This is a genomic window from Aliiruegeria lutimaris (assembly GCF_900099935.1).
GTDB lineage: Bacteria > Pseudomonadota > Alphaproteobacteria > Rhodobacterales > Rhodobacteraceae > Tropicimonas > Tropicimonas lutimaris.
Map to the genome: position 1 here is coordinate 1 of NZ_FNEK01000065.1, position 23895 is coordinate 23895.

General features: G+C 60.5%; 23 protein-coding genes and 1 pseudogene. 11 read left to right on the top strand and 13 right to left on the bottom strand.

The features are described 5' to 3' along the window. Nucleotides 1–15 precede the first annotated feature (15 nt). Nucleotides 16–285, bottom strand: a pseudogene (locus BLR85_RS21670) (transposase); the annotation flags it as partial. 17 nt (nt 286–302) lie between these two features. Beyond that, the gene (locus tag BLR85_RS21675; RefSeq protein WP_093162268.1) at nt 303–854 is read right to left on the bottom strand and encodes a LysR family transcriptional regulator; all 552 of its coding nucleotides are present in this window, start codon (nt 852–854) and stop codon (nt 303–305) included. Between the two features lie 57 nt (nt 855–911). On the opposite strand from BLR85_RS21675, the gene BLR85_RS21680 reads away from it, so the two are divergent. Together BLR85_RS21680 and BLR85_RS21685 are read left to right on the top strand one after the other, a co-directional pair. Continuing rightward, the gene (locus BLR85_RS21680) at nt 912–1136 is read left to right on the top strand and encodes a hypothetical protein (protein ID WP_093162272.1); all 225 of its coding nucleotides are present in this window, start codon (nt 912–914) and stop codon (nt 1134–1136) included. Between the two features lie 158 nt (nt 1137–1294). Next, nucleotides 1295–1801, top strand: coding sequence for a GFA family protein (locus BLR85_RS21685; RefSeq protein WP_093162275.1), 507 nt, complete (start codon nt 1295–1297; stop codon nt 1799–1801). A 320-nt stretch (nt 1802–2121) separates the two neighbouring features. Here BLR85_RS21685 and BLR85_RS21690 read toward each other — a convergent pair whose 3' ends face one another. The 4 genes from BLR85_RS21690 to BLR85_RS21705 all read right to left on the bottom strand — a co-directional run bounded on the left by BLR85_RS21690 (nt 2122) and on the right by BLR85_RS21705 (nt 5959). Next, the gene (locus BLR85_RS21690; RefSeq protein ID WP_093162279.1) at nt 2122–3018 is read right to left on the bottom strand and encodes a sulfotransferase domain-containing protein; all 897 of its coding nucleotides are present in this window, start codon (nt 3016–3018) and stop codon (nt 2122–2124) included. A gap of 254 nt (nt 3019–3272) precedes the next feature. Then, entirely contained in the window at nt 3273–4151 is an 879-nt protein-coding gene (locus BLR85_RS29620; RefSeq protein ID WP_244520826.1) for a hypothetical protein, read from the bottom strand. Nucleotides 4152–4156: 5 nt separating this feature from the next. Further along, nucleotides 4157–4981 (bottom strand): GNAT family N-acetyltransferase, encoded by an 825-nt coding sequence (locus BLR85_RS21700; protein ID WP_093162282.1) that lies wholly within the window; start codon nt 4979–4981, stop codon nt 4157–4159. A gap of 12 nt (nt 4982–4993) precedes the next feature. After that, nucleotides 4994–5959: a homocysteine S-methyltransferase family protein gene (locus BLR85_RS21705; RefSeq protein ID WP_093162343.1), complete on the bottom strand. Its 966-nt coding sequence runs from the start codon at nt 5957–5959 to the stop codon at nt 4994–4996. A 192-nt stretch (nt 5960–6151) separates the two neighbouring features. Between BLR85_RS21705 and BLR85_RS21710 the strand changes: the two genes are divergently transcribed. Beyond that, the gene (locus BLR85_RS21710; RefSeq protein WP_093162285.1) at nt 6152–6769 is read left to right on the top strand and encodes a TetR/AcrR family transcriptional regulator; all 618 of its coding nucleotides are present in this window, start codon (nt 6152–6154) and stop codon (nt 6767–6769) included. A gap of 195 nt (nt 6770–6964) precedes the next feature. Here the strand turns inward: BLR85_RS21710 and BLR85_RS21715 are convergent, their stop codons facing one another. The 3 genes from BLR85_RS21715 to BLR85_RS21725 form a co-directional block, all read right to left on the bottom strand. After that, entirely contained in the window at nt 6965–7399 is a 435-nt protein-coding gene (locus tag BLR85_RS21715; RefSeq protein ID WP_093162288.1) for an OsmC family protein, read from the bottom strand. A gap of 120 nt (nt 7400–7519) precedes the next feature. Then, nucleotides 7520–10621, bottom strand: coding sequence for an efflux RND transporter permease subunit (locus BLR85_RS21720; RefSeq protein WP_093162291.1), 3102 nt, complete (start codon nt 10619–10621; stop codon nt 7520–7522). Then, nucleotides 10618–11733 (bottom strand): efflux RND transporter periplasmic adaptor subunit, encoded by a 1116-nt coding sequence (locus BLR85_RS21725; RefSeq protein ID WP_170844691.1) that lies wholly within the window; start codon nt 11731–11733, stop codon nt 10618–10620. Before BLR85_RS21725 ends, BLR85_RS21720 begins: the two co-directional genes overlap by 4 nt. A gap of 248 nt (nt 11734–11981) precedes the next feature. Here BLR85_RS21725 and BLR85_RS21730 point away from each other — a divergent pair, with 248 nt between their 5' ends. Then, on the top strand, nt 11982–12572 hold the full coding sequence (locus BLR85_RS21730) for a TetR/AcrR family transcriptional regulator (RefSeq protein WP_170844692.1): 591 nt from the start codon (nt 11982–11984) through the stop codon (nt 12570–12572). 267 nt (nt 12573–12839) lie between these two features. Here BLR85_RS21730 and BLR85_RS21735 read toward each other — a convergent pair whose 3' ends face one another. Further along, entirely contained in the window at nt 12840–14384 is a 1545-nt protein-coding gene (locus BLR85_RS21735) for a winged helix-turn-helix domain-containing tetratricopeptide repeat protein (protein ID WP_093162300.1), read from the bottom strand. 153 nt (nt 14385–14537) lie between these two features. Here BLR85_RS21735 and BLR85_RS21740 point away from each other — a divergent pair, with 153 nt between their 5' ends. From BLR85_RS21740 to BLR85_RS21755, 4 genes are all read left to right on the top strand, one after another. Continuing rightward, nucleotides 14538–15689: an acyl-CoA dehydrogenase family protein gene (locus tag BLR85_RS21740; RefSeq protein ID WP_212635127.1), complete on the top strand. Its 1152-nt coding sequence runs from the start codon at nt 14538–14540 to the stop codon at nt 15687–15689. A gap of 10 nt (nt 15690–15699) precedes the next feature. Beyond that, nucleotides 15700–16260: a flavin reductase family protein gene (locus BLR85_RS21745; RefSeq protein WP_093162303.1), complete on the top strand. Its 561-nt coding sequence runs from the start codon at nt 15700–15702 to the stop codon at nt 16258–16260. Nucleotides 16261–16739: 479 nt separating this feature from the next. Further along, nucleotides 16740–18032 (top strand): sulfite dehydrogenase, encoded by a 1293-nt coding sequence (soxC, locus tag BLR85_RS21750; protein WP_093162306.1) that lies wholly within the window; start codon nt 16740–16742, stop codon nt 18030–18032. After that, the gene (locus tag BLR85_RS21755; protein ID WP_093162309.1) at nt 18019–18540 is read left to right on the top strand and encodes a c-type cytochrome; all 522 of its coding nucleotides are present in this window, start codon (nt 18019–18021) and stop codon (nt 18538–18540) included. The genes soxC and BLR85_RS21755 overlap by 14 nt, the downstream gene beginning before the upstream one ends. Nucleotides 18541–18613: 73 nt before the next feature. On the opposite strand, the gene BLR85_RS21760 is transcribed toward BLR85_RS21755, so the two are convergent. Next, the gene (locus BLR85_RS21760; protein WP_093162311.1) at nt 18614–19357 is read right to left on the bottom strand and encodes an oxygen-binding di-iron domain-containing protein; all 744 of its coding nucleotides are present in this window, start codon (nt 19355–19357) and stop codon (nt 18614–18616) included. Between the two features lie 244 nt (nt 19358–19601). On the opposite strand from BLR85_RS21760, the gene BLR85_RS21765 reads away from it, so the two are divergent. Together BLR85_RS21765 and BLR85_RS21770 are read left to right on the top strand one after the other, a co-directional pair. Continuing rightward, complete coding sequence (locus BLR85_RS21765) at nt 19602–19934, top strand: GYD domain-containing protein (protein ID WP_170844693.1); 333 nt, start codon at nt 19602–19604, stop codon at nt 19932–19934. 40 nt (nt 19935–19974) lie between these two features. After that, on the top strand, nt 19975–20820 hold the full coding sequence (locus BLR85_RS21770; RefSeq protein ID WP_093162317.1) for an alpha/beta fold hydrolase: 846 nt from the start codon (nt 19975–19977) through the stop codon (nt 20818–20820). Nucleotides 20821–20962: 142 nt separating this feature from the next. Here the strand turns inward: BLR85_RS21770 and BLR85_RS21775 are convergent, their stop codons facing one another. Next, nucleotides 20963–22165 carry a flavin-containing monooxygenase gene (locus BLR85_RS21775; protein ID WP_212635128.1) on the bottom strand — a complete coding sequence of 401 codons (1203 nt, stop codon included), beginning with the start codon at nt 22163–22165 and terminating at the stop codon, nt 20963–20965. Nucleotides 22166–22539: 374 nt separating this feature from the next. After that, nucleotides 22540–23568, bottom strand: coding sequence for a GlxA family transcriptional regulator (locus BLR85_RS21780; protein WP_244520827.1), 1029 nt, complete (start codon nt 23566–23568; stop codon nt 22540–22542). Nucleotides 23569–23677: 109 nt separating this feature from the next. Here BLR85_RS21780 and BLR85_RS29295 point away from each other — a divergent pair, with 109 nt between their 5' ends. Next, entirely contained in the window at nt 23678–23848 is a 171-nt protein-coding gene (locus BLR85_RS29295) for a YjiS-like domain-containing protein (protein WP_170844694.1), read from the top strand. Nucleotides 23849–23895: the final 47 nt, after the last annotated feature.

A 23895-nucleotide genomic window follows, 5' to 3' on the forward strand; every position in this document is an offset into this window, starting at 1 on the left:
CGGGGCTCAGAAGTTTCCCCGTGCAGCTTCCTTCAGGATGAGCTTGTCCAGCGTCAGGTCTGACACGGCTTTTCGAAGCCGTTCGTTCTCTTTCTGAAGCCGCTTGAGCTCCTTCAGTTGGTCGGTTCCCATCCCGCCGTACTGCTTGCGCCAGCGATAGTAGGTCTGCTCCGTTATGCGCACCTCGCGGATCGCATCCACACGCGCAATTCCTTGCCCGACAAGCACATCAACCTGCCGTAACTTCTGAACTATCTCTTCCGGCTTGTGCCGCTTGTTCGCCATTCTCAGTCCTCCGTTCCCTAAACATAACGGTGGACCAGTTCAGACGGGGCACTCCAGATGAGTTTGTCGTCCCTGATCTGCGGCGTGATGCGCAGGGTGATGTCACCGTCGCCGCCCATCAGATCCACAAATCGATTGGTCGGCGTCACTTCGACCGGTGTCTCTGGGTGAGCAGCGCGGAATTCGGCGATGACGTCGTATATCCTGTCGGAGATTGCCGCAACCGGTGCGGAAAACCGGATTACCTGCGATGCATCGTCGGACAACTTGGCCGCCAAGGTGCCGAACGAACGCACCGCCACCTCGACATTCTCCGCGTTTTCTAACAGTTTCCTGGCCTGGGGCGTCGGGTGAAACCCCCGCGTGTCGCGATCGAACAGGGTCAGTCCGAGCTCATGCTCAAACTCGTCGATCCTGCGGGCGACTGTTGGCTGTGTGACGCCAAGTTCCCGCGATGCCGCCAGTGTCGAGCCGGTTCGGACGACAGCAAGGAAGGCTCTGATATTCGACCAGTTGTCGGGCGCGCTCTTCATTTTTTTAGAGCAGCACAAAATCTGGAAGGATACCATCGTTTCCGATCGCCCCCTACGGTCGCACTGACAGGTAGATTGCGAAAAGGTGGCCCCATGAGCCTGATAACCTTCACCAGCACTCCGAGATTTTCGCCGATGGCAAATCTGCTGTCCCTGATTGCACGCGTCCTCTGGACGCCGGCGAACAAATCGAACAACGAGGATGAAAGCCGAGACCGCCGCGATTTCCTGCTTGAAATGATGGAGTTACATCCTTGCTCTTTCCAGAGCGAACTGGACTTCCAAAACATGATGCACGTCTACCCGTCGAGGTTCTGAGCACCGGGGGCCGGCATCATGATTTGAAGTGGGTCGGGTACGAAAGGCTGTCCTGCGCCGGCGCCCGTCTCAGGCTGCGCGAGGCGCTGCGTTGTCCGTGAATACAACCAGGTTTGAGGCGCTTAAGACGACGAGTCAGAGCGCCATTGGAGGAACAGATGGATGCGCGACACGAAGGGGGATGTTTGTGCGGAGACATCAGATTCGCCGTCACGAGCGAGCCGCTGCGGCTCTACATCTGCAGCTGCCGGTTCTGCCAGCGGATGACGGCCGCGGCCGGAAACACAATGGCACCGTTCCTCAGGGAAAACGTCAAACTGCTCTCGGGAACGCCGGACGTCTATGAAAATGTTTCCGAGGGCAGCGGCAAGAAGATGTGGCTGAACTCATGCCCGGCCTGTCACAGCACCATGTTCATGACTTGGGAGAACTTCTCCAAAGCGGTCGGCGTCTTCTGCGGCTCGTTCGACAATCCGAACTGGTTCGCACGCAATCTCGAGAATACGGTCTACACTTTTGCCGAAGAGGCGCCGAAGGGCACCGTCTTTCCCGCGGGCTTCCCTGTCTACAAAGGCCATGCGCTCTCCGACGGCGGCGCCATCAACAGCCCGACGGTCTATCCGGTGCACTCGATGGTCACGAACAAAGCAGAGCGGGATAAATGAGCGGCTTCGGCCAGGAACGGCAGCCTTTCCAAGATGTGTGTAGTTTGTCCCGCTTTGTGGTCGCACAGCTGGATAACCGCCGCTGCTCCCCAGTGAGCGGCAACTCTGTCCCGCTGAGCGCCTGCTCGGGGGCCTTTCGATGAATGGCAGCGTCTGATTGCAGCCGGCGTTCGTGCAATTTGCAGCAAGAGCCGACGTCGATCCGAGAGCCGACGTATCATCCGGCATATGATTGCTGCTACCGGTGAAGAACGACTGCATCCACTCGACCTGGTCATCGACCGGGCAAAGCTCGGTGTGGGCATTTCGGCTGTTTCCGACTAGCCGTCGCCCGCTAACAACCAGGTTCGTGCCCTTTCGTTAGGCACAAGTTCAGCTAAGCGGGTGTTGAAAAGGTCGATCTCGGCTGGCGAGAGCTTGCCTTCCCACTTGCCAGAACTGCCGGAATCGAAAAACCCGGCGTCGGATTTCCAATAACCGGTACCTCCCACGGGGGCATAGTCGACTGCTCTGGCTTTCATGGCGCTAAAGGCGGTGGCCTCTGCGACCTGATCAATCAGTTCTGCATCGGCTTCAATGCCAGCTGCCCTGGCCAGATGTCGTACGGTGCGGTGACCGTCGCGCAACATGTCTGAATAGTGAGAGACGTTGAGGTTTGGATAGCGTCCGGAAAGGACAGTCTTGGAATAGTGGAGGGTTACAGACGCCAAGGTGTCTTTGTCAAAATCTTCCGGGTCCACTGGTTCGTCGATAAACCGCAGGATGGATTCCGGGACAGGTAAACTCATCGGATGATCCGGCGTGACCACTTTTTTGTTGGCTTCGTGTTTGCGTAGGGAAAAGAAGATGTCCAGCGGGTGTCGATAGACAGCAATTACTGTTACGCCTTCCCAGATCGGAAACCCGTCTGCCGGCGTATGGGTCTTTACCACCCGCCGCCCCTTTTGTCTGGCCAGGCTCGTGGCAACCTCATCGGCGGGAACCCCAAGGTCCGCGTCAACCCAGGGAGATAATACCGGTATCTTTTCCTGCAGATGCGAACTGCCGTTCACAAGCATAGCGAGCATAGTTTGTGTCCAGGTCGTACCACATTTAGGCGGCGTGCACACAAGGATGTCACCCTTTCTCGGAGCCCACGTCGCCCAACGCAACGGGTCGGTGGTCGATCCGCGATACTCCCGGACCGCGGGTGCAAGAACTGGAGCATGGGCATCCATAACCAGACGATTTCATGGTTCGGCAATTCAGGCAAGTCTCGCTGTTTCTTCTGATCACGCGTACTCATGCCACCCGCTTCCGGCTTGGCATCATCGGCCGCTACCGCGCATGCCTGACCCGTCAAGTTCCGTTTTGTCCGCTGAGTGAATATCCAACCCGCCACTGTGTGCCGAAGTCCAGCGTACGGCCGCTTCATCCGCAACTGAGACGCTGATGGCTGCTGCAGCAAATGACCGCTGTTGCTTCGCAGGTATCAAAATCGGGTCTTGCACTGACGTGAGGCGCGAGAACCAAGGATACGTCTTAACCGCACCCGATCTTCGTGCTCCAGAAAGACGTGTGATTTGCCGCGAAATACCCGTTCGCTGCCCGGAAGTACCCCTGCAGCTCGACTGTATCGCCTGCGCTGAGCGCCACCATGGTCTGCAGCCAGAGCGCGGTGGCCTCGGAGACATGCGCGCCGGAGATCTCGCCGAAGGAGCCCCCTGATCTCGGTCGTGCCGTTGAGCACCAGCCGCCCGCGCATCCGGGAGGATGTGCTGCCGTTCGTCTTGAAGAGCAGCGTTGCACCAAACAGGTACGTGCCGTCCACAGGCGCGACGAAGTAGTTGTTGGCCGCGTCGAAGGCGCTCTGGTCATTGTAGTCGGTAGTGTTGATCGCGATCTTCGTCCAGGAATCGACGCCGACATAGTTGTCGTAGTTCGTGTAGCCCTTGAAACGGGGAAGGCGCGGCTGCTCGATGATACCGGTCAGCCGGTCCACGATGAACGCATCGAAGAAGGCACTGCCATCGTCCGAGACCGCGAGCCGGAAGTCATCGGACCCAATCAGGCCTAGCAGAGCATTCGTCACGTAGCCAGTTTGCAGGGTTGGCCCGAGGTTGTCCGCCGCCGCCTCCTTGTTCATGGTGTAGTAGAGATCGCCGGTCCCGCCCTCGGCGGCGCCCAGCGCGGTCCAGAGCGCGGCGTTCAGTTTCGCCGAAAATGGATTTGACGCACCGGCCTCAGTGCCCAGACCGAGCAGGGAGTCCGAGCAGTTCCGCGAATACCTAGAACTGCTGTTCCCGGCTGCCGCGGAACGGAAGGCAGCCTGAGCGGTTCTGCCTGCCTGCGTGATCCGGCAAAGGCGCACCGGGGTCAGGCCGGTGCGAAGTTCAGGACCAGATCGGCCTCGGCAAAGCCTGCGGCCAGGATATTGCGATAGGAGATCTGGGCGTCGCCCTCTACCGCCTCTCCGGTACAGGTGAGGACGGTGTGACAGCCCAGCGATCGCGCAAAACGGATCCTGTGCGCATGCATGGCTTCTTGAATGCCGCGTCCCCGGCTCTCCGGTCGTGTCGCGCCGAAATTGGTCCACGCATATCCATCCTGGATATAGAGCGCACCGGTGCCGGCAACCTCACCATCCTCCCATGCCTGAAATGCGTGCCATCCCGGCGCCTCGGGCAGAGTTGCCAGCCAAGGACGTGAGGATAGGCCAAGATCGAATGCGTCCGAGACAATCCGGGCGAAGTCTTGCGCCGCGCCGGGTTCAACTTCTTGCACGATGGTGTTCTTCGATAGGGTCGGTAGGGGCTCCTTTGCCGGGCGGCGGAATTTGCGCCATCCTCGTGCTGTGACCAACCCGGCACGGTCGAGAACAACCGCCTCTGGCGCGATGACTGTGCTTAGGAAAAAGCGCCGAACGCCCGAACGCCGATAGATCCCTGCGGCTAGCATGAACGAGTCCTCGCTGCCATCGACAAATCCGTGGTTGAGCACGACTGCCGTGTCGGGAAGCTTCGCAGCGATGCTGAGGCACATGCCATCCCGCCGCACGCATTCGGCGCCGGCGGCGTCGACCGCTCCCATGTCACCACACAGATGAAGCGCCGAAAGTGCATCATGCATGATCGTTGCCTCCGCGGCGAGGTCCGGTTGCGCCGGAAGAGAACAGGAAATGACGCGTGAACCATATGTCATGAGTCTCTCCTTTCAGGCCGCGTGGTCGTGCTTGCGATGACCACCATGGGCAATGCAGTGAATATGCCTGTCATCCGTTCCGCAGCAGCCGCCCAGCACCCGGATGTTCGGCAGGTCCGCCATCAGCGCCCGGTTGAGCTGCCCGAACTCCACTGGATCTCCGGCGTCGAGATCCTCGGCATTGTCCAGCTCCTCGTGGCTGAGCCGGGAGGCGTTCGACCGCAATCCGCCCAGCCGGTAACGCCATGCACCATCGCCTGCGACATCGCCTTTGAAGTGATCCGGATGGGCGCAGTTGATCATGAAGTAGAGCACGCCGCTTTCCGTGGCCGCGTCGACTTCCGCGATCGCGTCCCTCAAAGGTTGTCCAGACGGAAGACGCCCGTCCGTTTCCACTGTGAAAGAGATCACAACAGGAACGCTAAGCGCGATGGCCGCAAGGGCGACGCCGATGGCTTCGTCGACATAGGTCATGGTCACGGCCGTCACCATCTCGACCCCGCCGGACACCAGTGCCGCGATCTGCGGTGCATGAAAGGTCTCCGCCTCGCCGCGGGTCATGGCGACGTCCAGCACGTAGCCGTCGCCGCGCGGGCCAACCACGCCGTTCACCAGTATGGGGGTGGTCTCCGTCTCCCATTTCCGGCGAAGCGATTGCGCGAATTCGGCCCCCTCCCGGTTGACCCGTTCCAGATCGTCGGCGCCATATCCCAGTTCCGCTCCCCAGTCCGGGCTCGCCCGCCAACTGGGCACATCCAGTACGAACCCCGTCTCGGCTCGGCGGGCAATTTCGGCGTAGGTGCCGTAGTAGGTTTCGAGATGTCCGCGACCCTCCGCACTATCCAGCAGCGGAAAGGCCGCGAAACAGGGCAGATCCAGCCCGTAGTGAAAGATCAGGGTCGTCTCCAGGCCGCCATCGGTCAAATAGGGCGCCTCGGCAGAGAAAAGATCATCGATCCGTTTCGTCAGCGTTTGCATGTTGTCGTCCTCCATTCTTGATGGGAAGACTCTGCAGGATGGGCAGCTTTCGGGGTAGAAACAGCGTGGTGCTGCGAATGCGGATCTGGATTGCAAAGCTATTTCAGATGTTTACCATACATCCTTAGACAACACTGTGACCATCCATGCAAAAAACTGTACCTTTGGTGCAGTTCTAGATTGTGGTGCAACATGGCCAAGCCCGGAGAAACTCGCCAAAGGATCATGGATGTCGCGCAGGACGCTGTTCTCGCGAAGGGTTTCGCCGCGACCTCCATCGACGAGATTGTTGCGGCCGCCGAGGTCACGCGCAGCGGTTTCTTCTATCACTTCAAGGACAAGAACGCCTTGGCGCGGGCCTTGCTGGATCGCTACGTGGAAAGCGAAGACGCATTGTTCGACGAGCTCTTCGACCGGTCCCGCGAGCTTCACGAAGATCCGCTGCACGCCATGCTCATCGGTCTCAAGTTGCTGTCGGAGATGATGGGCGATTTGCCTTCTGCCCATCCCGGATGTCTCGTCGCGACGACCTGCTACCAGGACCAACTCTTCGATGCCCAGGTTCGCGATGTCATTCGATCCTCTTTCCACTCCTGGCGCCAACGGTTTGCGGGGTATTTCCGGGAGATTGGTGAGATCTATCCGCCGAAAACACCGGTGGACTATGACGAACTCGGAGACATGGTGAACTGCGTCGTCGAGGGCGGCCTGATCCTTTCGCGGGCATATGATGATCCGAGGATCCTCGCACAGCAGATCCTGCATCTTAGAAGCTATGTCACCATGCTTTTTTCGCCGACACGCCAGTAACGCATAGCGCTGAGACTCGCTCAGCGAAACTGAATCCGTGTTCGAGTGTCAGCTCTCAAGGGGATGGTTTCTTCGCGACAGAGACCTTTGCCAATACGTCCTGTGCGTTGCGCAAGGCGAGGAACCAGGGGTCCATGGCCAGGGCGCGGTCCACGATGCTCTCCACGAGATCGCCGGATGCATCAGTGTCGATGTCTATGACACCCGTGTCCGAACCGAGGCTGCGTTGCCATCGTCGATGCCGAAAAGCGCCGCATCGTCGAAATCGGTCTCGATGGCAACGTCGATGTTGTCGAACCGCACGCCATTCCTAGCCGCGAGCATCTTCACTGCGATCGCGACACATCCGGCGATGGCCGCACGGGCAAAGAACCCCGGGGAGGATCCGGCAGCGTCGCTACCAGTCCCCTTACCGAGGTCGAGCGTCGCGCTGAACGGTCCCTGGGTGACCTCGCAGGCGAGACCTTCGCCGACATGACTGGTCGTGCGGATTGTGCTGCGCGCCCTGACCGGGTCGGCGCGGATGCGCTCGATCACGGCGGTCTGAGCCTTGCGGATCACACGGTCGCGAGCCGCACCTTGACCCGCCACGAGGCTCAGGCGACCGAGTGATCGGCCTGATCCCGACATTGGCTCGGGAACCGATTGCTGCAACGCAGCTTCCGCAAATGCGGCCCTTCACGTTTTTTGGGTAGGGCTTGGAGCAACGCGGATCAAAGAATGTCCGTAGTTGCTCCAATGCTTTTCCCTCTATTCTGCCGCGATGGCAAGTTCGATGACCGTGTCCTGTTTCATTGGTTCCGTTTGCTTCCGCGGTACGCGGTACCACAGAGCGTAAAGGGCCGGCAGGAAGAACAGGGTCAGCAGGGTCGCCACCAGAAGACCGCCCATGATGACCATGGCCATCGGCCCCCAGAAGACGGAACGAGACAAAGGGATCATCGCGAGGATTGCGGCCAGCGCTGTCAGCACCACCGGCCGCGCACGGTGAACTGTCGCCTCGACAATCGCGCTGCGCCGGTCACGACCGCTCCGAACCTCAGCCTCGATCTGGTCGACCAGGATCACCGAGTTGCGCATGATCATCCCCGCCAACGCGATCTGGCCGAGAAGGGCCACGAAGCCGAAGGGCGCACTGAAGAGGTTCAGAGCCAGAGATGCCCCGATGAGTCCCAAAGGCGCCGTGATCAGGACGATCGCCAACCGCGAGAAGCTTTGCAGTTGTATCATCAGGATCGTCAGCGTTGCCGTCAGCATGATCGGGAACATTGCAAAGATCGACCCGTTGCCTTTCTCGCTCTCCTCGATCGTGCCCCCTGTCTCGATGCGGTAGCCGGCCGGAAGGGCCTCCTTGATCGGCTCGAGCAGCGGCAGGATCTGGCTTGAGACCTGCGGGGCTTGAACACCGTCAACGATGTCGGCGCGAACGGAAATCACAAGATCCCGGTTGCGACGCCACAGGATCGGCTCTTCGAACGAGGGTTCGATTCGGGCGACCTGCGAGAGCGGAACCGGCACACCGTTGCGGCTCACAACCGTCAGGTTGCCGAGACCGCTGGCATCCAGACGTTCGCTTGCCACGGCGCGGGCAACGACCGTCACGATGTCATTGCCATCGCGCATCTGGGTTACGTCCAGGCCGTTGACGAGCGTCTGCAGGCTTTCGGCCACGTCTTGCGGTGCCAACCCCAGGGCGCGTGCGCGGTCCTGGTCGATGACCAGACGGATCGCAGGCGTCATCTCGTTCCACTGGAGGTGTGCGTCCCGCACATCCGGGTTCGTCTGCATCACGTCACGCACCTGCGTCGCAATCCGGCGCACCTCGGTTGCGTCGTCGCCGATCACGCGGAACTGGACAGGATGCCCGACCGGCGGGCCGAAGTTGAAGCGGGACACGCGAACGCGCGCGCCGGACAGGGCACCATCGGCGATCGCGGCCTCAAGGCGTGTCTTGATCCGTTCGCGCGCTTCGGTGTCCTTCGACAGGATCACCGTTTCGGCAAATGCCGGGTTCGGAAGCTCGGGATTCAGCGCGATCCAGAAGCGAACGCTTCCCCGGCCGATATAGCTCGTCGCGTGGATGACATCGGGATCCTCGGCCAGTAGCTCTTCCGCCTCCTCGACCATGTTCGTGGTGGCCGTGATCGAGGACCCTTCCGGCAGGCGCATTTGCAGGAACAATTCCGGTCGCTCGGAGAGCGGAAAGAACTGCTGCTGAACGTTTGTGAAGCCAAGGATGGCGGCAACGAACAGCCCGGCAGTTGCGGCCACCACCTTGATCCGGTGCCGGACACTCGCGTCGATCGCTGCGCGGAGGGCGCAATAGACCCGGCCCTGGTAGGGCGTCCCGTTGCCATGGCTCCTGGCCACGTTCGGCAAGAACTTCATCCCGAGATACGGCGTGAAGATCACCGCGACGAACCAGGAAACGATCAGTGAAATCGCCACCACCCAGAAGATGCCGCCGGAATATTCGGCAACGGCAGAGCGCGCGAAGGCAACCGGGATGAAGCCCGCTGCCGTGACGAGCGTGCCGGTCAGCATCGGGAAGGCGGTAATGTCCCAGGCGGCGGCAGCCGCTTCCGCGCGGCTCCAGCCCTGTTCCATCTTCACCATCATCATCTCGATGGCGATGATCGCATCGTCGACCAGAAGACCGAGGGCGATGATCAGCGCGCCAAGCGTAATCCGGTTCAGGTCAATTCCCATCACAGCCATCACCAGGAACACGATCGCCAACACCAACGGCACCGACAGCGCCACGATCAAGCCGGTCCGCAGTCCGAGCGAGAGGAAGGAAACCAGCAGCACGATACCCAACGCCTCGGCAAACGCCTTCACGAATTCGGCGATGGAATGCTCGACAACCTCTGGTTGATCGGCGATCTGCTCGACATTCAGCCCGACCGGCAGACCTTCGCGGATTTCGGCCATTTCCGCATCGAGTGCCTCGCCAAGCGCGATAATGTTGCCGTTCTCCACCATCGACACGCCGATCCCGATGGCCGGCAATCCGTTCTGGCGCAGCAAGCTGCGCGGCGGATCGATGAACCCGCGCCGAACGGTGGCAATATCGCCCAGCCGGAAAACCCGCTCGCCCGCGGCGACGGGCACCGCCTCGATCGCCGCGACGCCATTGAGCGCGCCGGTCATGCGCACCGGAATCGCGCTGGCATCGGTTTCAAACTGGCCCGCGGGCGTCAGCGCGTTCTGCCGTGCGAGGCTGTCGAAAATGGCGCGCGGTTCGATGCCCAGCGTCGCAAGCTTCACGTGGCTGAATTCTACGAAGATGCGTTCGGGCTGGGTGCCGATCAGTTCCACCTTGCGGACGTCCTGCACGCGCAGCAAGCGCTGACGGATATCTTCGCCGGCATCCTTGAGCTGGCCGATATCCAACCCGTCGGCGGTCAGCATGTAGACCACGGAATAGACGTCGCCATACTCATCGTTGACTTGCGGCCCAATTACGCCATGCGGCAGGCTTGGGCCGAGGTCGGCGAGCTTCTTGCGAACCTCGTAGAACAGGTCCGGCACGTCCGCAGGCCGCGTATCGTCTCGAAACACGACATTCGCCGCCATGAATCCGGAGGTGGTGTAGGTCTCGACCCTGTCGAGATTCTGCAGTTCCTGGAGCTTCTTTTCGATTGGATCGGCAACCTGGTCGCGCATTTCTGCGGCGGTCGCGCCGGGCCATTGGGCCGACACGATCGCCACCTTGATGGTGAAATCGGGGTCCTCCGCGCGCCCGAGGCGCAGGTAGGACAGCGTGCCAGCCAGTGCCAGCATGATGATCAGGAACAACACGAGGGCAGGGTGCCCGACGGCGAAGCGGGAAAGGTTGAAGTCCTTCATGATCTTTCTCCCGTGAGGACGGGCCGAACCGGCTCGCCGTCCGTAAGCTTGTGTGCGCCAAGCACGACGACCTTCTCGTTCTCGCTCAGACCGTCGCTGATCCGCACGGTGTCGGCGCCAAAACCGGCGATCGTGACGTCGCGCGATTCAATCCGTTCGTTTGGGCCGACAACCCAGACACTCGCTCCGCTGTCCCGGTAATGCAGTGCCGCTAAAGGCAATTCGGCACGGCGAGCCTGTCCGTCTCTGCTCAACCACACCGTGGCGCTCATTCCCAACGCCGCTGAGCCCGTGGGGTCTTCAAGGCGATAGCGGGCCTGAAACGTCCTGGTGACCGGGTCCGCGACCGGCGACAGTTCGGTCAGAACCGCGGTGAGGCGTTTTTCCGGGCTGGACCATAGTTCAACCGTTGCGTCGGCATCGCGAGAGTCGGAGAGCAGCGCTTCCGGAATGGCAATCACAGCCTCGCGCTCGCCGTCATTCGCAGCTTCCACGATGGGCTGCCCAGCAGCGACGACTTGCCCGACTTCGACGAACTCATGAGTGACCACGCCATCTTCGGCGGCGCGAAGGGTGGCGTATCCGATCTGGTTCCTTGCCAGTTGCACGTTGCGTTCTGCTCTCAGCAGGCGCGAACGGGCTTCTTCGGTCGCCGCCGTGCCGAGATCCGTGGCTCTGTCGGTCGCCCAGCCGCCGGATTTCAGGGACTCGATCCGAGTCAGGTTCTCCGTTTCCGTCGCGAGCGCGATCCGGGCCGCCGACAGCTCTGCCTCGGCGGACTCGAGCTGCAATTGGAAATCGGTGTCGTCCAATTTGGCGATCACGTCTCCGGCGGCGATCCTGTCGCCAACGCTAACCATTTTCGCTCCCACCTTGCCGGCGACGCGAAAGGCGAGCTGCGATTCCGTCTCCGCTGCAATCGTGGCGGGAAAGCTCCGGACCGAGCTGCCGCGGGACATCTGGACTGCGGTGACGAACACCGTTCTGGCAACGGGCTGAATTGCCTCCTGTTGCGGCACCGCTGCACGGGCACCGGTCCGTGAGAGGTGCTCTGGAAGAAGAACTGCGGACCCGGCGGCCAGGCCGAGTCCTGCAATGGTCGAGGCGATCAATACTCCGGGTCGCATGGGGGGCTCCTTAATGACTTTCAAAGAGTGTGAGCCAAAAGATGATGAATGTCAAAAAACGTCATGTAACAATTGTAACACGTTAAACGGTAGACGTCGCGGTGACATCGCACTATGTTTGTAGAAACGAAGGAAGAAACATGACCGAGCATGAGATCGAGACGTCGGGCCCACCCGCCTCAGGCAGGTCGGGGATGCGTACTGGCAGCGCCAGATCGGCGGACACCGACACAATGCACGACCGAATCGTGGAGAAGGCTGAGCAACTGGTCCGGCAATTTGGCTACCAGAAGACCACCGTTGCCGACATCGCCGCCGAACTCGACATGTCGCCGGCCAATGTCTATCGCTTTTTCTCTTCCAAGGCAGCGATCTGTGAGGACGTGGCGCGCAAGCTTGCAGCCGACGTTCGCGAGAAAATGCGCGAAGCCGCGGATGATCCTTTGTTGGGTGCCCGCGAGCGGTTACGTCGACTGGTCCTTGCCAATCACCACGAGATCGTGAACCGCTGCATCGCTGACAAGCGGACCCACGCAATGGTCCATGCCGCGGTCGAGAACAACTGGAGCGTCGTGCAGGAACACCAGGAAAGCATCCGCCAGATGATCGCCAAGATCATTTCCGACGGGATCGACGCCGGAGAGTTCAGCGTAGCCGATCCGGAGGCCGCATCGCATTGTTTCCAGGCAGCCCTTATCTCGGCCTGCCATCCCGTCATCGTCGAGGGCCGGTTGAGTGCCGGAGAAGACATTCAGCCCACTCTCGATCCCTTGCTCGAATTTGCCCTTCGGGGTCTGGGCGCGCGGGCACCCTCCGGCGACTGAGACGAACCGCTCGCGCGAACGATAGGTGCGGTTCGTTGAGCCAACGGCAAGACCGTTTCTGTTGCGAATGTCCGGCCCAGAGAAATCTTTCTCCCGGCAAATGCGATTTCGCGCCAAGGCAAGCTACTGGCTCGACTGGACGGACGGGAACAGCAGCGGTTTTGCAAAGCTTGATGCCGGGACCGTGGGATAGCCGTTTCAATGGACGCTTGGTCGAGCGCAAAGTCCGGAAATCACCACCACACCAGTTCGAACCGGTTAATTCACTCAGAACCCCAAACCCCTGAACGCCTTCCACATCCGGCTTTTGTGAAGGCCTTCGGCATAAGGAAACGACCTGAAATACTCCTCGGTCGTAATGTCGGGGCGGCGTTGCCGAACTCTGTCTGTCCACATTCGGGCCTTTTCGTCATTCCCCGCCAGATGATGCGCCGCGCCGGCCAGCATGGCGATCAGGTAGTGCGTTCCCGGAGCCTTGGCCGCGCGATCGATCCATTTCGCACCTTCCGCGAAATTTCCCTCGCAAAGATGCGTGTTTCCCTGGTTGGCCAACATGGCATAGTGAAGGGGGTCCAGCGGGCTCAATGCCATGGCGTTGCTGTTCAAGGCGCGCGCAGCGGCGCCTTCGCCATTCATCATCATCATCAGGGCTTTCGCGTAGCTTCCCTGCGCGAAATTCGGCGACACTTCCAGGCTACGACTCATCCAGGCGATGGCTTGTTCGAGATCGCCGTTGAGCCACTGCACCCGGCCCATGCAATAGTTCGCGAACGGATCAAGAAAATCGAGTTCCAGGCTTTTGTCGGCGGCAGACCGGGCGAGGTTTCTGGCATCGTCGTCCTGGCCATAATGCATGAAAGCGCTCTGAAAGGCCGTAAACGACAGGCCCGCATGGGCCCGGGCCAATCCCGGCTCTTTTTCGACAGCCTTCCGGAACCGGGCTTCCGCCGCGGCGTTGTCGATCCGGTTGAACCGGTAGAGGTGGCGAAGGCCAAGATGGAACTCCGCCCACGCATTGAGGTTGCTTGGCGGCCGGATCTCGGCGGCGCTCGCTTCGGCCATGGGTATCCGGATTTCCAGCGCCGTCACGATTTCCGCCACGATCCGGGACCGGATTTCGTGAATGCCATCGATCGGCGCCGAGAACCGTTCGCTCCAGATCACTCGGTCTGATGCGGTCTCGGACAGTTCGACATTCACGAACAGGGTTTTTGCCGCAACCTCGATCAGACCAGCGAGCACGTATCGCACTCCTAGCGCCGAACGTATGGCTGACGGATCCGGGGTCTGGGCACGGAAGCGGAACGAGGACCCTCGGGCGATGACCGCAATCCACCTCAGGCGGGAAATGGCTGAGATGATTTCGGCCGGCAAGGCATCGGCTAGCGGGGCGTATTCCGTTTCGGCCCCAAGGCTGACGAACGGCAGTACGGCTATCGACGGACGTCCCTGGAAGCCGCCGGGATCACCGGCGGCAAGGTCGTGTTCGCCCGGAATGTCTTTGCGAACCCGAACTTCGGCAACGCAACGGAACCCGCGGCCATGTACTGTTCGGATGATAGATTGCCGCGCGCCGTCATCCCCCACCGCCTTGCGGGCTTCCTTGACCGCTGTCGAGATCGCGCTGTCGGAGATGAAACGAGCGTCCCAGACCCGTTCGACCAGTTCGTCCTTGGTAACCAACCGATCCGGATTGCTCGCCAGCAAATGGACCAGCGTCAGGATCTGGGGTGCCACGGAAATGGCCACGCCATTGCGGCGCAACTCTCCGGCAGCCGTATCGAGTTCGATATCTCCAAATGCGAGGATCATGCCTCAGGATACTGCAGCTCTGTGCATCGGCCAAGAAATCCTCAGGAAATGCTCAGGACCTGCTCAAGCGCGGTCCGCAAGGTCTCTCTAATCTCGGTTCATCTTCTCCGGAGGCGCATGGCGCACCGGACGTAACCTAAGAAGGATAAGACCATGTCACAGAGCATTCATCTTGATCACATTCTGCAGGAAGTCGGCCCCGCCATCGAAAGCGAGTCCGCACGGCTCGACGCGAGCGAGGGCTTCATCGGCCGGAACTACGACCTGCTTCGGGAACGCAGGGTATTCTCGGCGCTGATACCACAGGACTATGGCGGCGGCGGAGCCACGCATGCCGAAATGTGCGAATTCGTCCGTGGTCTCGGGCGCAGTTGCCCGTCAACGGCCCTGACACTCGCGATGCATCAGCACCTCGTATCCGCCGCTGTTGCCAACAACCGCGCCGGGCGGCCCGGCCGTGCGCTGCTCGACAAGGTCGTTGCAGCCGAACTGATCCTTGTGAGCACTGGCGCGAACGATTGGCTGGAGTCCAATGGCTCCGCGAAGAAAGTCGACGGCGGCTACCGTGTATCAGCGATGAAGCCTTTTGCGAGCGGCGTCGGCAAAGGGGACGTGATGGTCACGTCGGTTTCCTTTGACGATCCGGTTGAGGGGCCGCAAGTGCTGCATTTCCCGGTTCCGTTGGACAGCGAAGGCATCACGCTGCTCGGCGACTGGCAGACCCTCGGCATGCGCGCGACCGGCTCGCAGACTGTACGCTTCGAGGATGTCTTTGTGCCGGATGCAGCGATCGCGATGAAACGCCCCAGGGGCGGGTTCCATCCCGCCTTCTCCGTCATCCTCACCGTCGCGCTTCCGCTGATCATGTCGGCCTATCTCGGTACCGCCGAGGCCGCCGTCGCTATCGCCCTGGAAAAGGCGAACAACGGGCGGGACGACGTCTCGGTTCAACTGCTTGTCGGTGAGATGAACAACCTTCTAACCACGGCCAGCATTGCCCGCAATGATCTGATCCGCCTGTGCAACAACCTCGACTTCCAACCGACTGAAGGACTAGCCGCAGAGGTCCTCACCCGAAAGACGATCTGTGCAAATCACGTGATCGCCACGGTTGAAAAGAGCATGGAACTGGCGGGCGGCGCGGCCTTCATGCGCAAGACCGGGATCGAGCGTTTCCTCCGAGACGCCCATGGAGCCCGTTACCACCCGCTGCCCGAAAAGCGCCAGCAGGTTCTGACCGGTAGGCTGCAACTCGGGTTGCCGCCGGTCGAAATGCCCGAACCCGTCCTGCAGGCCGCGGAATAGGAGAGAAACCATGCCTTTTGACCACATCGAAACCGGCAAGGCGCTGCGCAGCGCCTTCCTCGACGCCATGAGCCGGGTCGCTGCGACCGTCAGTGTCGTGACGACGGACGGCGTCGCAGGCAGGGTCGGCACCACCGTTTCGGCGATGACCTCGGTGTCCGCAGACGGGCAGGCTCCGGTTTTGCTGATCTGTCTCCACAAGAACGGCAACCTTGGCCACGCGATCCTGAAAAATGGCACGTTCTGCGTGAACGTGCTTGGTGAAGATCAGGCTTGGATATCGAACGTGTTCGCCGGGCGGCACAAACACGAGCAACCGGCCAGGTTCGACGCCGTCACGTGGGAACCGATGGTCAATGGCTCCCCTGGCCTGAAGGGTGTAATTGTCAGGTTCGCCTGCAATGTTCTGTCCAGCCAATGCGTCGGAACCCACGATGTCATTTTCGGAAGTCTGACCGAGATATCGGGCGCGCGGGGCGGTGCTCCGCTTGTCTATGCCAATCGGGCCTATTCGAAGCTCGAGACACCTCGGTCCAAAACTGTGTCGCGCTCAGGCCGCGCGCGACCGTAGGGAAGGCGGAGCGGAGGTCGCCACGACGTTTGATTGATCGCATCATAAACGTGGTCATGACGTACAAGGCCGGCACCATGGCCACTCGCACTTCATAGGACTTCGCCAGCTTAAGCTTTGCCAAAGGCAACTCGATTGGAGGCAAAATGCATAACAAAGTTGATGCAGGACACCTGATCGAAACGCGCTTCCGTACAATGCAATGCGATCCGTAGTGACGGTGGCCGGGCAACTTCGGTCACAGAAGTTTTCGATGGGCGAACGGCCGCTATCCGCGTTGGGCACAGCGACGCGATACAGCGCGGACAATGGCAGGGTCTCGCCTTCCTTGCTCAATGCTGCGCTGCAATAGACAGCCAGAAATGCTCGAATCTCCAATTTTGGCTTGATTTGTGCTATGGATTGAGCACGCGGACAGGAAAACCGCGCCCGGGGCCCAATGCGAGCAGCAAGCTTCCGCAATATGGGAAGGGCGACAAATGACAAACGATATTAATGAACCAACGGCGTTGGACTACGCGGCCGGCGGCGGTCTGCTGAGTCGACGCATGCTCCTTGGTACGATTGCCGCAAGCGGGGGCGCTATGGCTGCCGGCCTCGCGGTGCCCCACAGGGCAGGAGCGCAAGGCGTTGTCCCGGAATGGGTGACAGTCGCAGGCCACCGCGCACGCGGCTATGGCATGCCTGCTGAGGCCGAGGCGCCGGTCCAGCGCGCCATCATTGAACCCTGGCAGGATGTGGCTCCGGAGTTCAGTCTATCCGGCACTCCGTTGCAGCGCCTGCGGGGAACCATCACGCCGAGCGGGTTGCACTTCGAGGTCCATCATGGCGGACGCCCGGATGTTGATCCGGACCAGCATCGGCTGATGATCCACGGTCTCGTCGACCGACCGCTTCAGTTCGATCTCAACTCACTCGAACGCTATCCGATGGTCACAGCCACGCACTTCCTGGAATGCGCCGGCAACAGCCTGGTCAATGCCGTCATGCCCGAGCCCTTGCAAGCGGGCTGCGACGTAATTCACGGGTTGCTGTCGAACAGCGAGTGGTCGGGGGTTCCGATGTCGGTGCTGATGGACGAAGCAGGCGTCCAGCCAGAAGGCAAGTGGGTTGTCGCCGTCGGTAGCGACGGCCCATCCTTGGCGCGGTCGATCCCTATCGAGAAGATCATGGAAGACGGGATCCTCGCGCTCTACCAGAATGGAGAACGGATCCGGCCCGAGCAGGGCTATCCAATGCGACTTCTGCTGCCCGGGTTCGAAGGCAACATGAACGTCAAATGGCTGACCAGCCTCTGGGTCACAGATGCGCCCGCGCACACCAAGCACGAGTCAGGCGAATACACGGAGATCCTGGCTGACGGATCTTCGGTGAAGTTCACCTTCGCGATCGGAGTGAAATCACTGATCACCCATCCCTCGGCGACCATGACGATGAGCGGCCCCGGCTTCTACGAGATATCGGGGCTTGCCTGGTCCGGCGTGGGAAAGGTGGCGCGGGTCGAAGTCTCGGCCGATGGCGGTGCGAGTTGGGCCGATGCCGAATTGGTCGAGCCGGTGCTTCCCCGGGCTCTGACCAGGTTCCGCATGCCGTGGCAGTGGGACGGGTCTCCTACCATACTTATGAGCCGGGCGCACGATGACACGGGCGCGCTCCAGCCTGCGCGGCCTGACTGGAAGGCGCGATACCATCCGTCGAACTTCCTGCACTACAACGCAATCCAACCCTGGAATGTCACGGCAGAAGGAGAGGTCCAGAATGTATACCTCTAAGGCATTGTCCATCATCCTGATTGCCGCTGGCAGCCAAGTGGCTTTGGCAGAAGGCCCAGACCTGGGCCAGCCTCTCACATCAGACGAGATTCCATTCTACGCCACTTATGTGATGCCCGATGGTCGCGGATTGCCGGAGGGAAGTGGAACGCCGGCAGAGGGCGCAGAGATTTTCGCCGCCCAGTGCACCGAATGCCATGGCATAACTGGAACCGAAGGTCCTGTTATGCCGCCAGTTGGGCCCAACGAAATTTGGGCAAAACCCGCGGGCTCCTACTGGCCCTACGCAACAACGCTTTTCGACTACATCCGGCGCGCGATGCCACTCGACCACCCGAAGTCTCTATCCAACGACCAGGCCTACGCTCTCGCCGCGTTCATCCTGGAGCGGAACGGCGTGATCGATGCGGACACAGCAATGACCGCAGAGACCCTGCCCATGGTGGAGATGCCGAACCGCGACAATTTCGTCGATGTCTGGGCCACACAGGGGGCAAAGCCTTGGTGACTGCCCGGCGGCGGTTGAAACGCAATGTTGCGCACGAGGTCGAGGACGACGCCAACACGGAAAATCCGGTCCTTCAGCCACTCGAGGGAGACAAAGCCGAAAGGATGCGCCGATCATAATCATCCGCGAGCGCCTGCAGTGCGGAGGTCGCGTCACCCGTGAATGTCGGACCGTGCATGAGCGCGAGTCTTTGCGGCGCCAGTGCCGACAGGCCGCGAATGGTCTTGCCCATATTCGGCGAAAGGCAGGAGTATTGCAGTGCATCCTCTGCGGCGATTGCTGGGCCGAGGATGTCGCCGTCGTGCGACATCGGAGTCTCGCCAAACTGAGTGAATAGATCGCCGCACATCAGGGTCGCTGTGCTTTCTTCGAAGACAACGCCCGCATCCCAGCCGTGCGGCGTGTGAGGTGTGTCGACGAAGCGCAAGCGCTTGCCCGCGCCGAGATCGATGACGTCACCATCGGCCAGCACGCGAGGCGACCGGTCGGCGAAATCACGAAGGGAAACCCTGCAGCCTATTTCTCCATGTGCCGGAACCGCGTGCGGAGCTGCCGCCAGCCATTCGTTCATCGAACCACACTCGTCTGCCTCGAAATGGCCAAAAGCGATCCATCGCAATCGCTCGACTGGCATGATCCGGGATATCGCATCACGGTTGTCTGGAAAGAAACTCCTGAATCCCGCATGAAACATCAGAGCTTCATCCCCGAGTATCAGGAACTGATTGAAGGTAAAGCCCGCGGGCGGCGCAATATCCGGAACAAAGGTCGAAAGACGGAAGATTCCATCTGCAATTTCGGTGACACGCGTATCCATTTTGCCCCCGGTACTGGTGTTTGAACTCCTTGCTGCTTGGTTTGGCGCATGCCTCACCTTACCAGAAATACGGTTCCTCGGAGCTCCGAAAGTGACTTTGATCTAAGCACTCAATGCCGCCCCACGGCCTCAAAACCTTGACCCAGTCACAGGTCATAGGCCGGTAATTGATTGGCTCCGAAGCGCGCAGAGTCATGCTATGCTGTTCTTGCTCATACGTTGATGCACAAGGGAGGACATTGTCGTGCCGAGATATATATTGACCGCCAAGCTGACGCAGGCTGCGATCAAAGGGTTCATCGCTAAGGGCGATGATCGCAAGCCCGTGCTCGAGAAACTCGTGAGTTCCGCGGGTGGAACGCTGGTGGAGCACTACTTCATTACCGGCGATGCGGACGTGATGCTCATCCTGGACGCCGACAGTGTCGACGTACCCGCGAAGGCCGCGATGATCGTGGGGGCCGCAGGTATCGCGACGGACTTCAACACCCACTGCGTCTGGAGCACTGCGGAGTTCGCCAAGCTTGCCGGGGAGGCTGGAAAAGCGTCGGCAAGCTACACGCCGCCAGGATCGTGAAGTCCGCATCGGACATCCGTACAAGGTTTGAGAAGCGGCAATGAGATCGAAGTTTGTCGATCTGAATGGTGTGCGCCTGAACTATGGGGAAGGCGCCGCCAATGGATCGAGTCTGGTGTTCCTTCCCGGATTCCCAAGGTACTGGAGCGAATATCAACCAATGCTCGAGGAACTCGAGCCGCACTACCATGTCTTCGCGCTGAGCATGCGAGGACAGGGCCAGTCGCAATGGTCGCCTCCTTACAGGATCTCCGACTACATCGAGGACACCGTGGCCTTTCTGCGCGAGGTGGTGGGTCCGTCGTCCTACGGTGTTGCGCACTCTGCCGGCGCATGGTTCGGCCTCGCCGCGGCTAATGATTTCCCAGACCTATTCAGTGCCTTTGTCAGCATCGATCAGCCACTGGACCCGGATGACCATATCATTGCTCACGGCACAGACACGAGTTCGGTAAAAACGATGCTGACGGCAATGCGTGTCGCCACAGGAGTCGATGACCTGGCTTTGAAACTGCGCGGTGTGCCGACATCGGACGGTCGCACCTGGGCGGACGAGATGAGTGGGGAAGACATCCGCGCCCGTGCGGTTCATCTCAGTGGAATCGACCCAGAAACGTTTGCACCCTGGGCCGACGGGCTGGAAAGCTGGATCGGTGTGCCTGCACTTCAGCGCTGGCCCGGACAGTATCGCGCTCCGCTGATGTTTCTTGATGGAGATCCGGAGGCTGGTTCGATGCTCACGAGTAAGTCAGTGAGCTACAACATGGCTCGCTATCCTTGGGCGAAACGGGTCGAGTTGCAGCACCATGATCACGTGATGGGGCTTCGCGACGCTCCGGAGCCTGCTGTCGCCGAGATCCGACGGTTTCTTGACGGGATTCCCTGATCGTTTGACAGACCTCAGACAGGAGTTTGTACTCAGAACAAACGTTTCATGACATGCCTTTCTGAATGGATGCCGGATGGACCCAGAAGGGCCATGAAGCTGGGTTGCATCGCCCAACGTCCACCGGGTCAGGTCGGTCGCGCTACCGGGCGGATGCAAGGTGGTTGACGATGCGCTCTGCTTCATGTCCGGCTGCCAGAACGGTGCCCGAGCGCTGGGCCTCCGGATTATCGAGGCCTATGAAATAAACGCCCGGAACGGACAACGAACGTTCCTGTAGCGGGCGGCCTTCGTTGTCGATTGCGCCAGGGACATTGAGCCACGAGAAGTTCCCGGTCAGCCCCGTTGCCCAGATCACGGTACGGATGCCTTCTGAGATGAGATCGAGTTTGGTGATCGGCGGGTCTGGAAATCGAGCCGGAACTGTCTCGCCAGGGTCCGGTTCGGCCTCAGGTGCCTCGATGCCCTCCCGAAGGATGTACTCGTCGATCGCGTTCTTCAAACCTTGGGACAGGTCGTCCGCGAATGCGGCGCTTTCGGCCAGCGAGTCGTCGAACTGGATCGACCCGTTGGGTGACACGTTGCGCGCTCTGCCAACAAGCGTCACGCCCAGGGCGCTCAGTGACTGAAGGCTGAGCGTGCCGGTTCGTCCGACAAGCGCACGGCTGGCGCCAGGTTGCCGCGGCCTTCGGTTTAGCTGGCTTTCCGACATCCAGAGAAAGATATCGCGTCCACGAAACCGGCGAGGAACCCGGCCATTGCGGCCTGTGGAAAGAAAGACCCGCCGTCCCGCCAGCGCTAGTTCTTCGGCAATCTGACCGCCAGTATCACCGCAACCTACCACCAGGATGGCGCCATCAGGCACCGACGCAGGGTCTCGATAATCTGCGCCGTCCAGTTGAAGGACCCAAGACGGCAACCTTTCAGATATGGCTGGCCGGACCGGGATGTTGAGGTTTCCGGTCGCTACAACGAGAGCGTCGGCTCGCATGGTGTCGTCGTAAGTCCGAATTTCGAAGTAACCGTCCGCCGGGGACACGTCGACGACTGTCGTGTTCTCCCTCACGGGAAGAGAGTGGCGTTTCACGTAGCTTTCAAGCATCGAAATAAAGTCTTCACCGCTCATGAAGCCTTCTGGCGCTGGCCCTTCGTAGCGGTCTCCGGGCAGTACGGTCAGTACATTTGGCGTGTTCATATGGAACGACGCCCAACGCTGCGTGCGCCAAGTCTCGCCAACTCGGCCGCGCTCGAGAACGATGTGGCCAAGCCCTTTCTGCGCAAGCATGACGCTGACGCTCAATCCTGCCCAGCCGGCACCAATTACTGCGACTTCGTAGGTCTTCAACGCAGCCCCTTTCGCAGCCGATAAGACCAATACTAGCAGATTATCTGCGAGATTCCGACGTTTGGCCACTGGCGCAAGGCATTCAGCGGGATATGCCGAAGCGCCATTATTGGAGGATTGCCTCGGAAATCCCACGGGCCCGGAGAAGGGCGGCCGCGTTCCCGCCATGGCGGACGGCGAAATCGATGAATGACGCCGCCAGACTGACGATCAATGCAGGTACTGTCACGGATAGCCTCGACCGGTGAGCGCCGGAAATAACCTTCAGCGCGGCTTTTGCTGGGAGTATAGCAGTTGTGGAGCGAGCACCTAGCGATCTGAAGCCTCACATTCACGTACAAGCAAGCCGATACGGACCTTCGAGATATCGGCACTCAAGCCTGGTATCGCTGCCGATATTGTTGCGGAGGGACTCCGACCTGTCGCTTGAACAGGCGGCGGAAAGACCCGCTATCCTCGTAGCCGACCTGCTCGGAGATGTCGTCAACGGGGGTGTTGGTGGTCTCCAGCAAATGCTTGGCTTCTTCCACGCGCAGCGACTGGACATAGTCGATGGGCGTGTAGCCGGTCGACGTGCGAAAGCGCCGCTTGAAGGTACGCTCGGTCAGGCCCGATCGCGCGGTCATTTCGGCAACCGGGTTGGCAACCTCGTAGTTCTCGGCAATCCATTGCTGGCATTCGGAAATTGCGGCGTCAGTGTGCTGCCTCGGGCGCACCATGGTGGCAAAGGGCAGTTGCCCCTGGCTGCGGTCGCCGAACATGAAGATCTTGGCGATGTGCCGGGCTTCCTCTTCGCCGCAGAAGCGCGCGATCAGGTATAGCGACAGGTCGGTCCAGGAGGCCGACCCGCCGGAAGTGACGATGTCATGCTCAGGGCCGGATGGAACCAGAACCCGCTCCGAGCGTAGATCGACGCCCGGATAGTGGGTCTTGAAAAGAGCGCTGGCGCTCCAGTGCGTCGTCGCCTCACGACCGTCCAGAAATCCGGCCTGCGCCAGCATCAGCGCGCCGGTGCAGACCGAGCAGATGATCGCTCCCTGACGTCGCTGGTCTTTCAGCCACTCCGTCGCCTCCGGCCATCGGTCCGTCAGATCGGGATCGGGTTCGAGGAACAGGTCCGGCACGATCACCACGTCCATCTGAGCACGGTCGGCAAACGTGCTGTCGGGTACCAGCGGAACCCGGAGCGTCGTGCGAATGGGATCGGTGGTCACGCCGACGATTCGCGGTTGCATCTCGCGGCTGCGCACTGGCTCTCCGGTGAGGTTCTCCCAGACGTTTCCAACGCAGGAAAACACTTCGTGCAGGCCATAAGTCACAGCGGCCGAAGATTCCGGCACGGCGACAAGTCCGACCGACAGTTTGCGGGAATTCTGCGAGATAGGCATAAGGCAAAGTGTCATATTTGGCCTTTTTATGTCAATTCTGCTTCTAACGCTATTCCCGCCCACCATGGCACACCCTTTCCAGAAACGACGCCCCGACGGGCGAAACCCAGGAAAGGACCCCAAGATGATCAGACATATCCAGAACTGGCACAGCGCCGCGACCGCCAGAAAGGCAAGGCGCATGTCCATCACCAAGTTGCAGCATCTCGATGACCACCTGCTGAGCGACATCGGTTTGACGCGGGCGGATATCCCCTATGCGCACCGGCAACACGTGCCCAATCACCGCTTCTAGCGACACCGCCGGAGGGAAGGTTCCTCCGGCAGAACGGAGCCTATCGA

What these genes read in the sequence shown, in the direction of transcription:
- BLR85_RS21735 (WP_093162300.1), bottom strand. Translation starts at nt 14,384, where the DNA reads ATGATCCTCGCATTTGGAGATATCGAACTCGATACGGCTGCCGGAGAG.
- BLR85_RS21700 (WP_093162282.1), bottom strand. Translation starts at nt 4,981, where the DNA reads ATGACATATGGTTCACGCGTCATTTCCTGTTCTCTTCCGGCGCAACCG.
- BLR85_RS29295 (WP_170844694.1), top strand. Translation starts at nt 23,678, where the DNA reads ATGATCAGACATATCCAGAACTGGCACAGCGCCGCGACCGCCAGAAAG.
- BLR85_RS21715 (WP_093162288.1), bottom strand. Translation starts at nt 7,399, where the DNA reads ATGTCGGGATCAGGCCGATCACTCGGTCGCCTGAGCCTCGTGGCGGGT.
- BLR85_RS21705 (WP_093162343.1), bottom strand. Translation starts at nt 5,959, where the DNA reads ATGCAAACGCTGACGAAACGGATCGATGATCTTTTCTCTGCCGAGGCG.
- BLR85_RS21730 (WP_170844692.1), top strand. Translation starts at nt 11,982, where the DNA reads ATGCACGACCGAATCGTGGAGAAGGCTGAGCAACTGGTCCGGCAATTT.
- BLR85_RS21710 (WP_093162285.1), top strand. Translation starts at nt 6,152, where the DNA reads ATGGCCAAGCCCGGAGAAACTCGCCAAAGGATCATGGATGTCGCGCAG.
- BLR85_RS21780 (WP_244520827.1), bottom strand. Translation starts at nt 23,568, where the DNA reads ATGACACTTTGCCTTATGCCTATCTCGCAGAATTCCCGCAAACTGTCG.
- BLR85_RS21685 (WP_093162275.1), top strand. Translation starts at nt 1,295, where the DNA reads ATGGATGCGCGACACGAAGGGGGATGTTTGTGCGGAGACATCAGATTC.
- BLR85_RS21770 (WP_093162317.1), top strand. Translation starts at nt 19,975, where the DNA reads ATGAGATCGAAGTTTGTCGATCTGAATGGTGTGCGCCTGAACTATGGG.
- BLR85_RS21675 (WP_093162268.1), bottom strand. Translation starts at nt 854, where the DNA reads ATGGTATCCTTCCAGATTTTGTGCTGCTCTAAAAAAATGAAGAGCGCG.
- BLR85_RS21740 (WP_212635127.1), top strand. Translation starts at nt 14,538, where the DNA reads ATGTCACAGAGCATTCATCTTGATCACATTCTGCAGGAAGTCGGCCCC.
- soxC (WP_093162306.1), top strand. Translation starts at nt 16,740, where the DNA reads ATGACAAACGATATTAATGAACCAACGGCGTTGGACTACGCGGCCGGC.
- BLR85_RS21680 (WP_093162272.1), top strand. Translation starts at nt 912, where the DNA reads ATGAGCCTGATAACCTTCACCAGCACTCCGAGATTTTCGCCGATGGCA.
- BLR85_RS21760 (WP_093162311.1), bottom strand. Translation starts at nt 19,357, where the DNA reads ATGGATACGCGTGTCACCGAAATTGCAGATGGAATCTTCCGTCTTTCG.
- BLR85_RS21720 (WP_093162291.1), bottom strand. Translation starts at nt 10,621, where the DNA reads ATGAAGGACTTCAACCTTTCCCGCTTCGCCGTCGGGCACCCTGCCCTC.
- BLR85_RS21690 (WP_093162279.1), bottom strand. Translation starts at nt 3,018, where the DNA reads ATGGATGCCCATGCTCCAGTTCTTGCACCCGCGGTCCGGGAGTATCGC.
- BLR85_RS21755 (WP_093162309.1), top strand. Translation starts at nt 18,019, where the DNA reads ATGTATACCTCTAAGGCATTGTCCATCATCCTGATTGCCGCTGGCAGC.
- BLR85_RS21745 (WP_093162303.1), top strand. Translation starts at nt 15,700, where the DNA reads ATGCCTTTTGACCACATCGAAACCGGCAAGGCGCTGCGCAGCGCCTTC.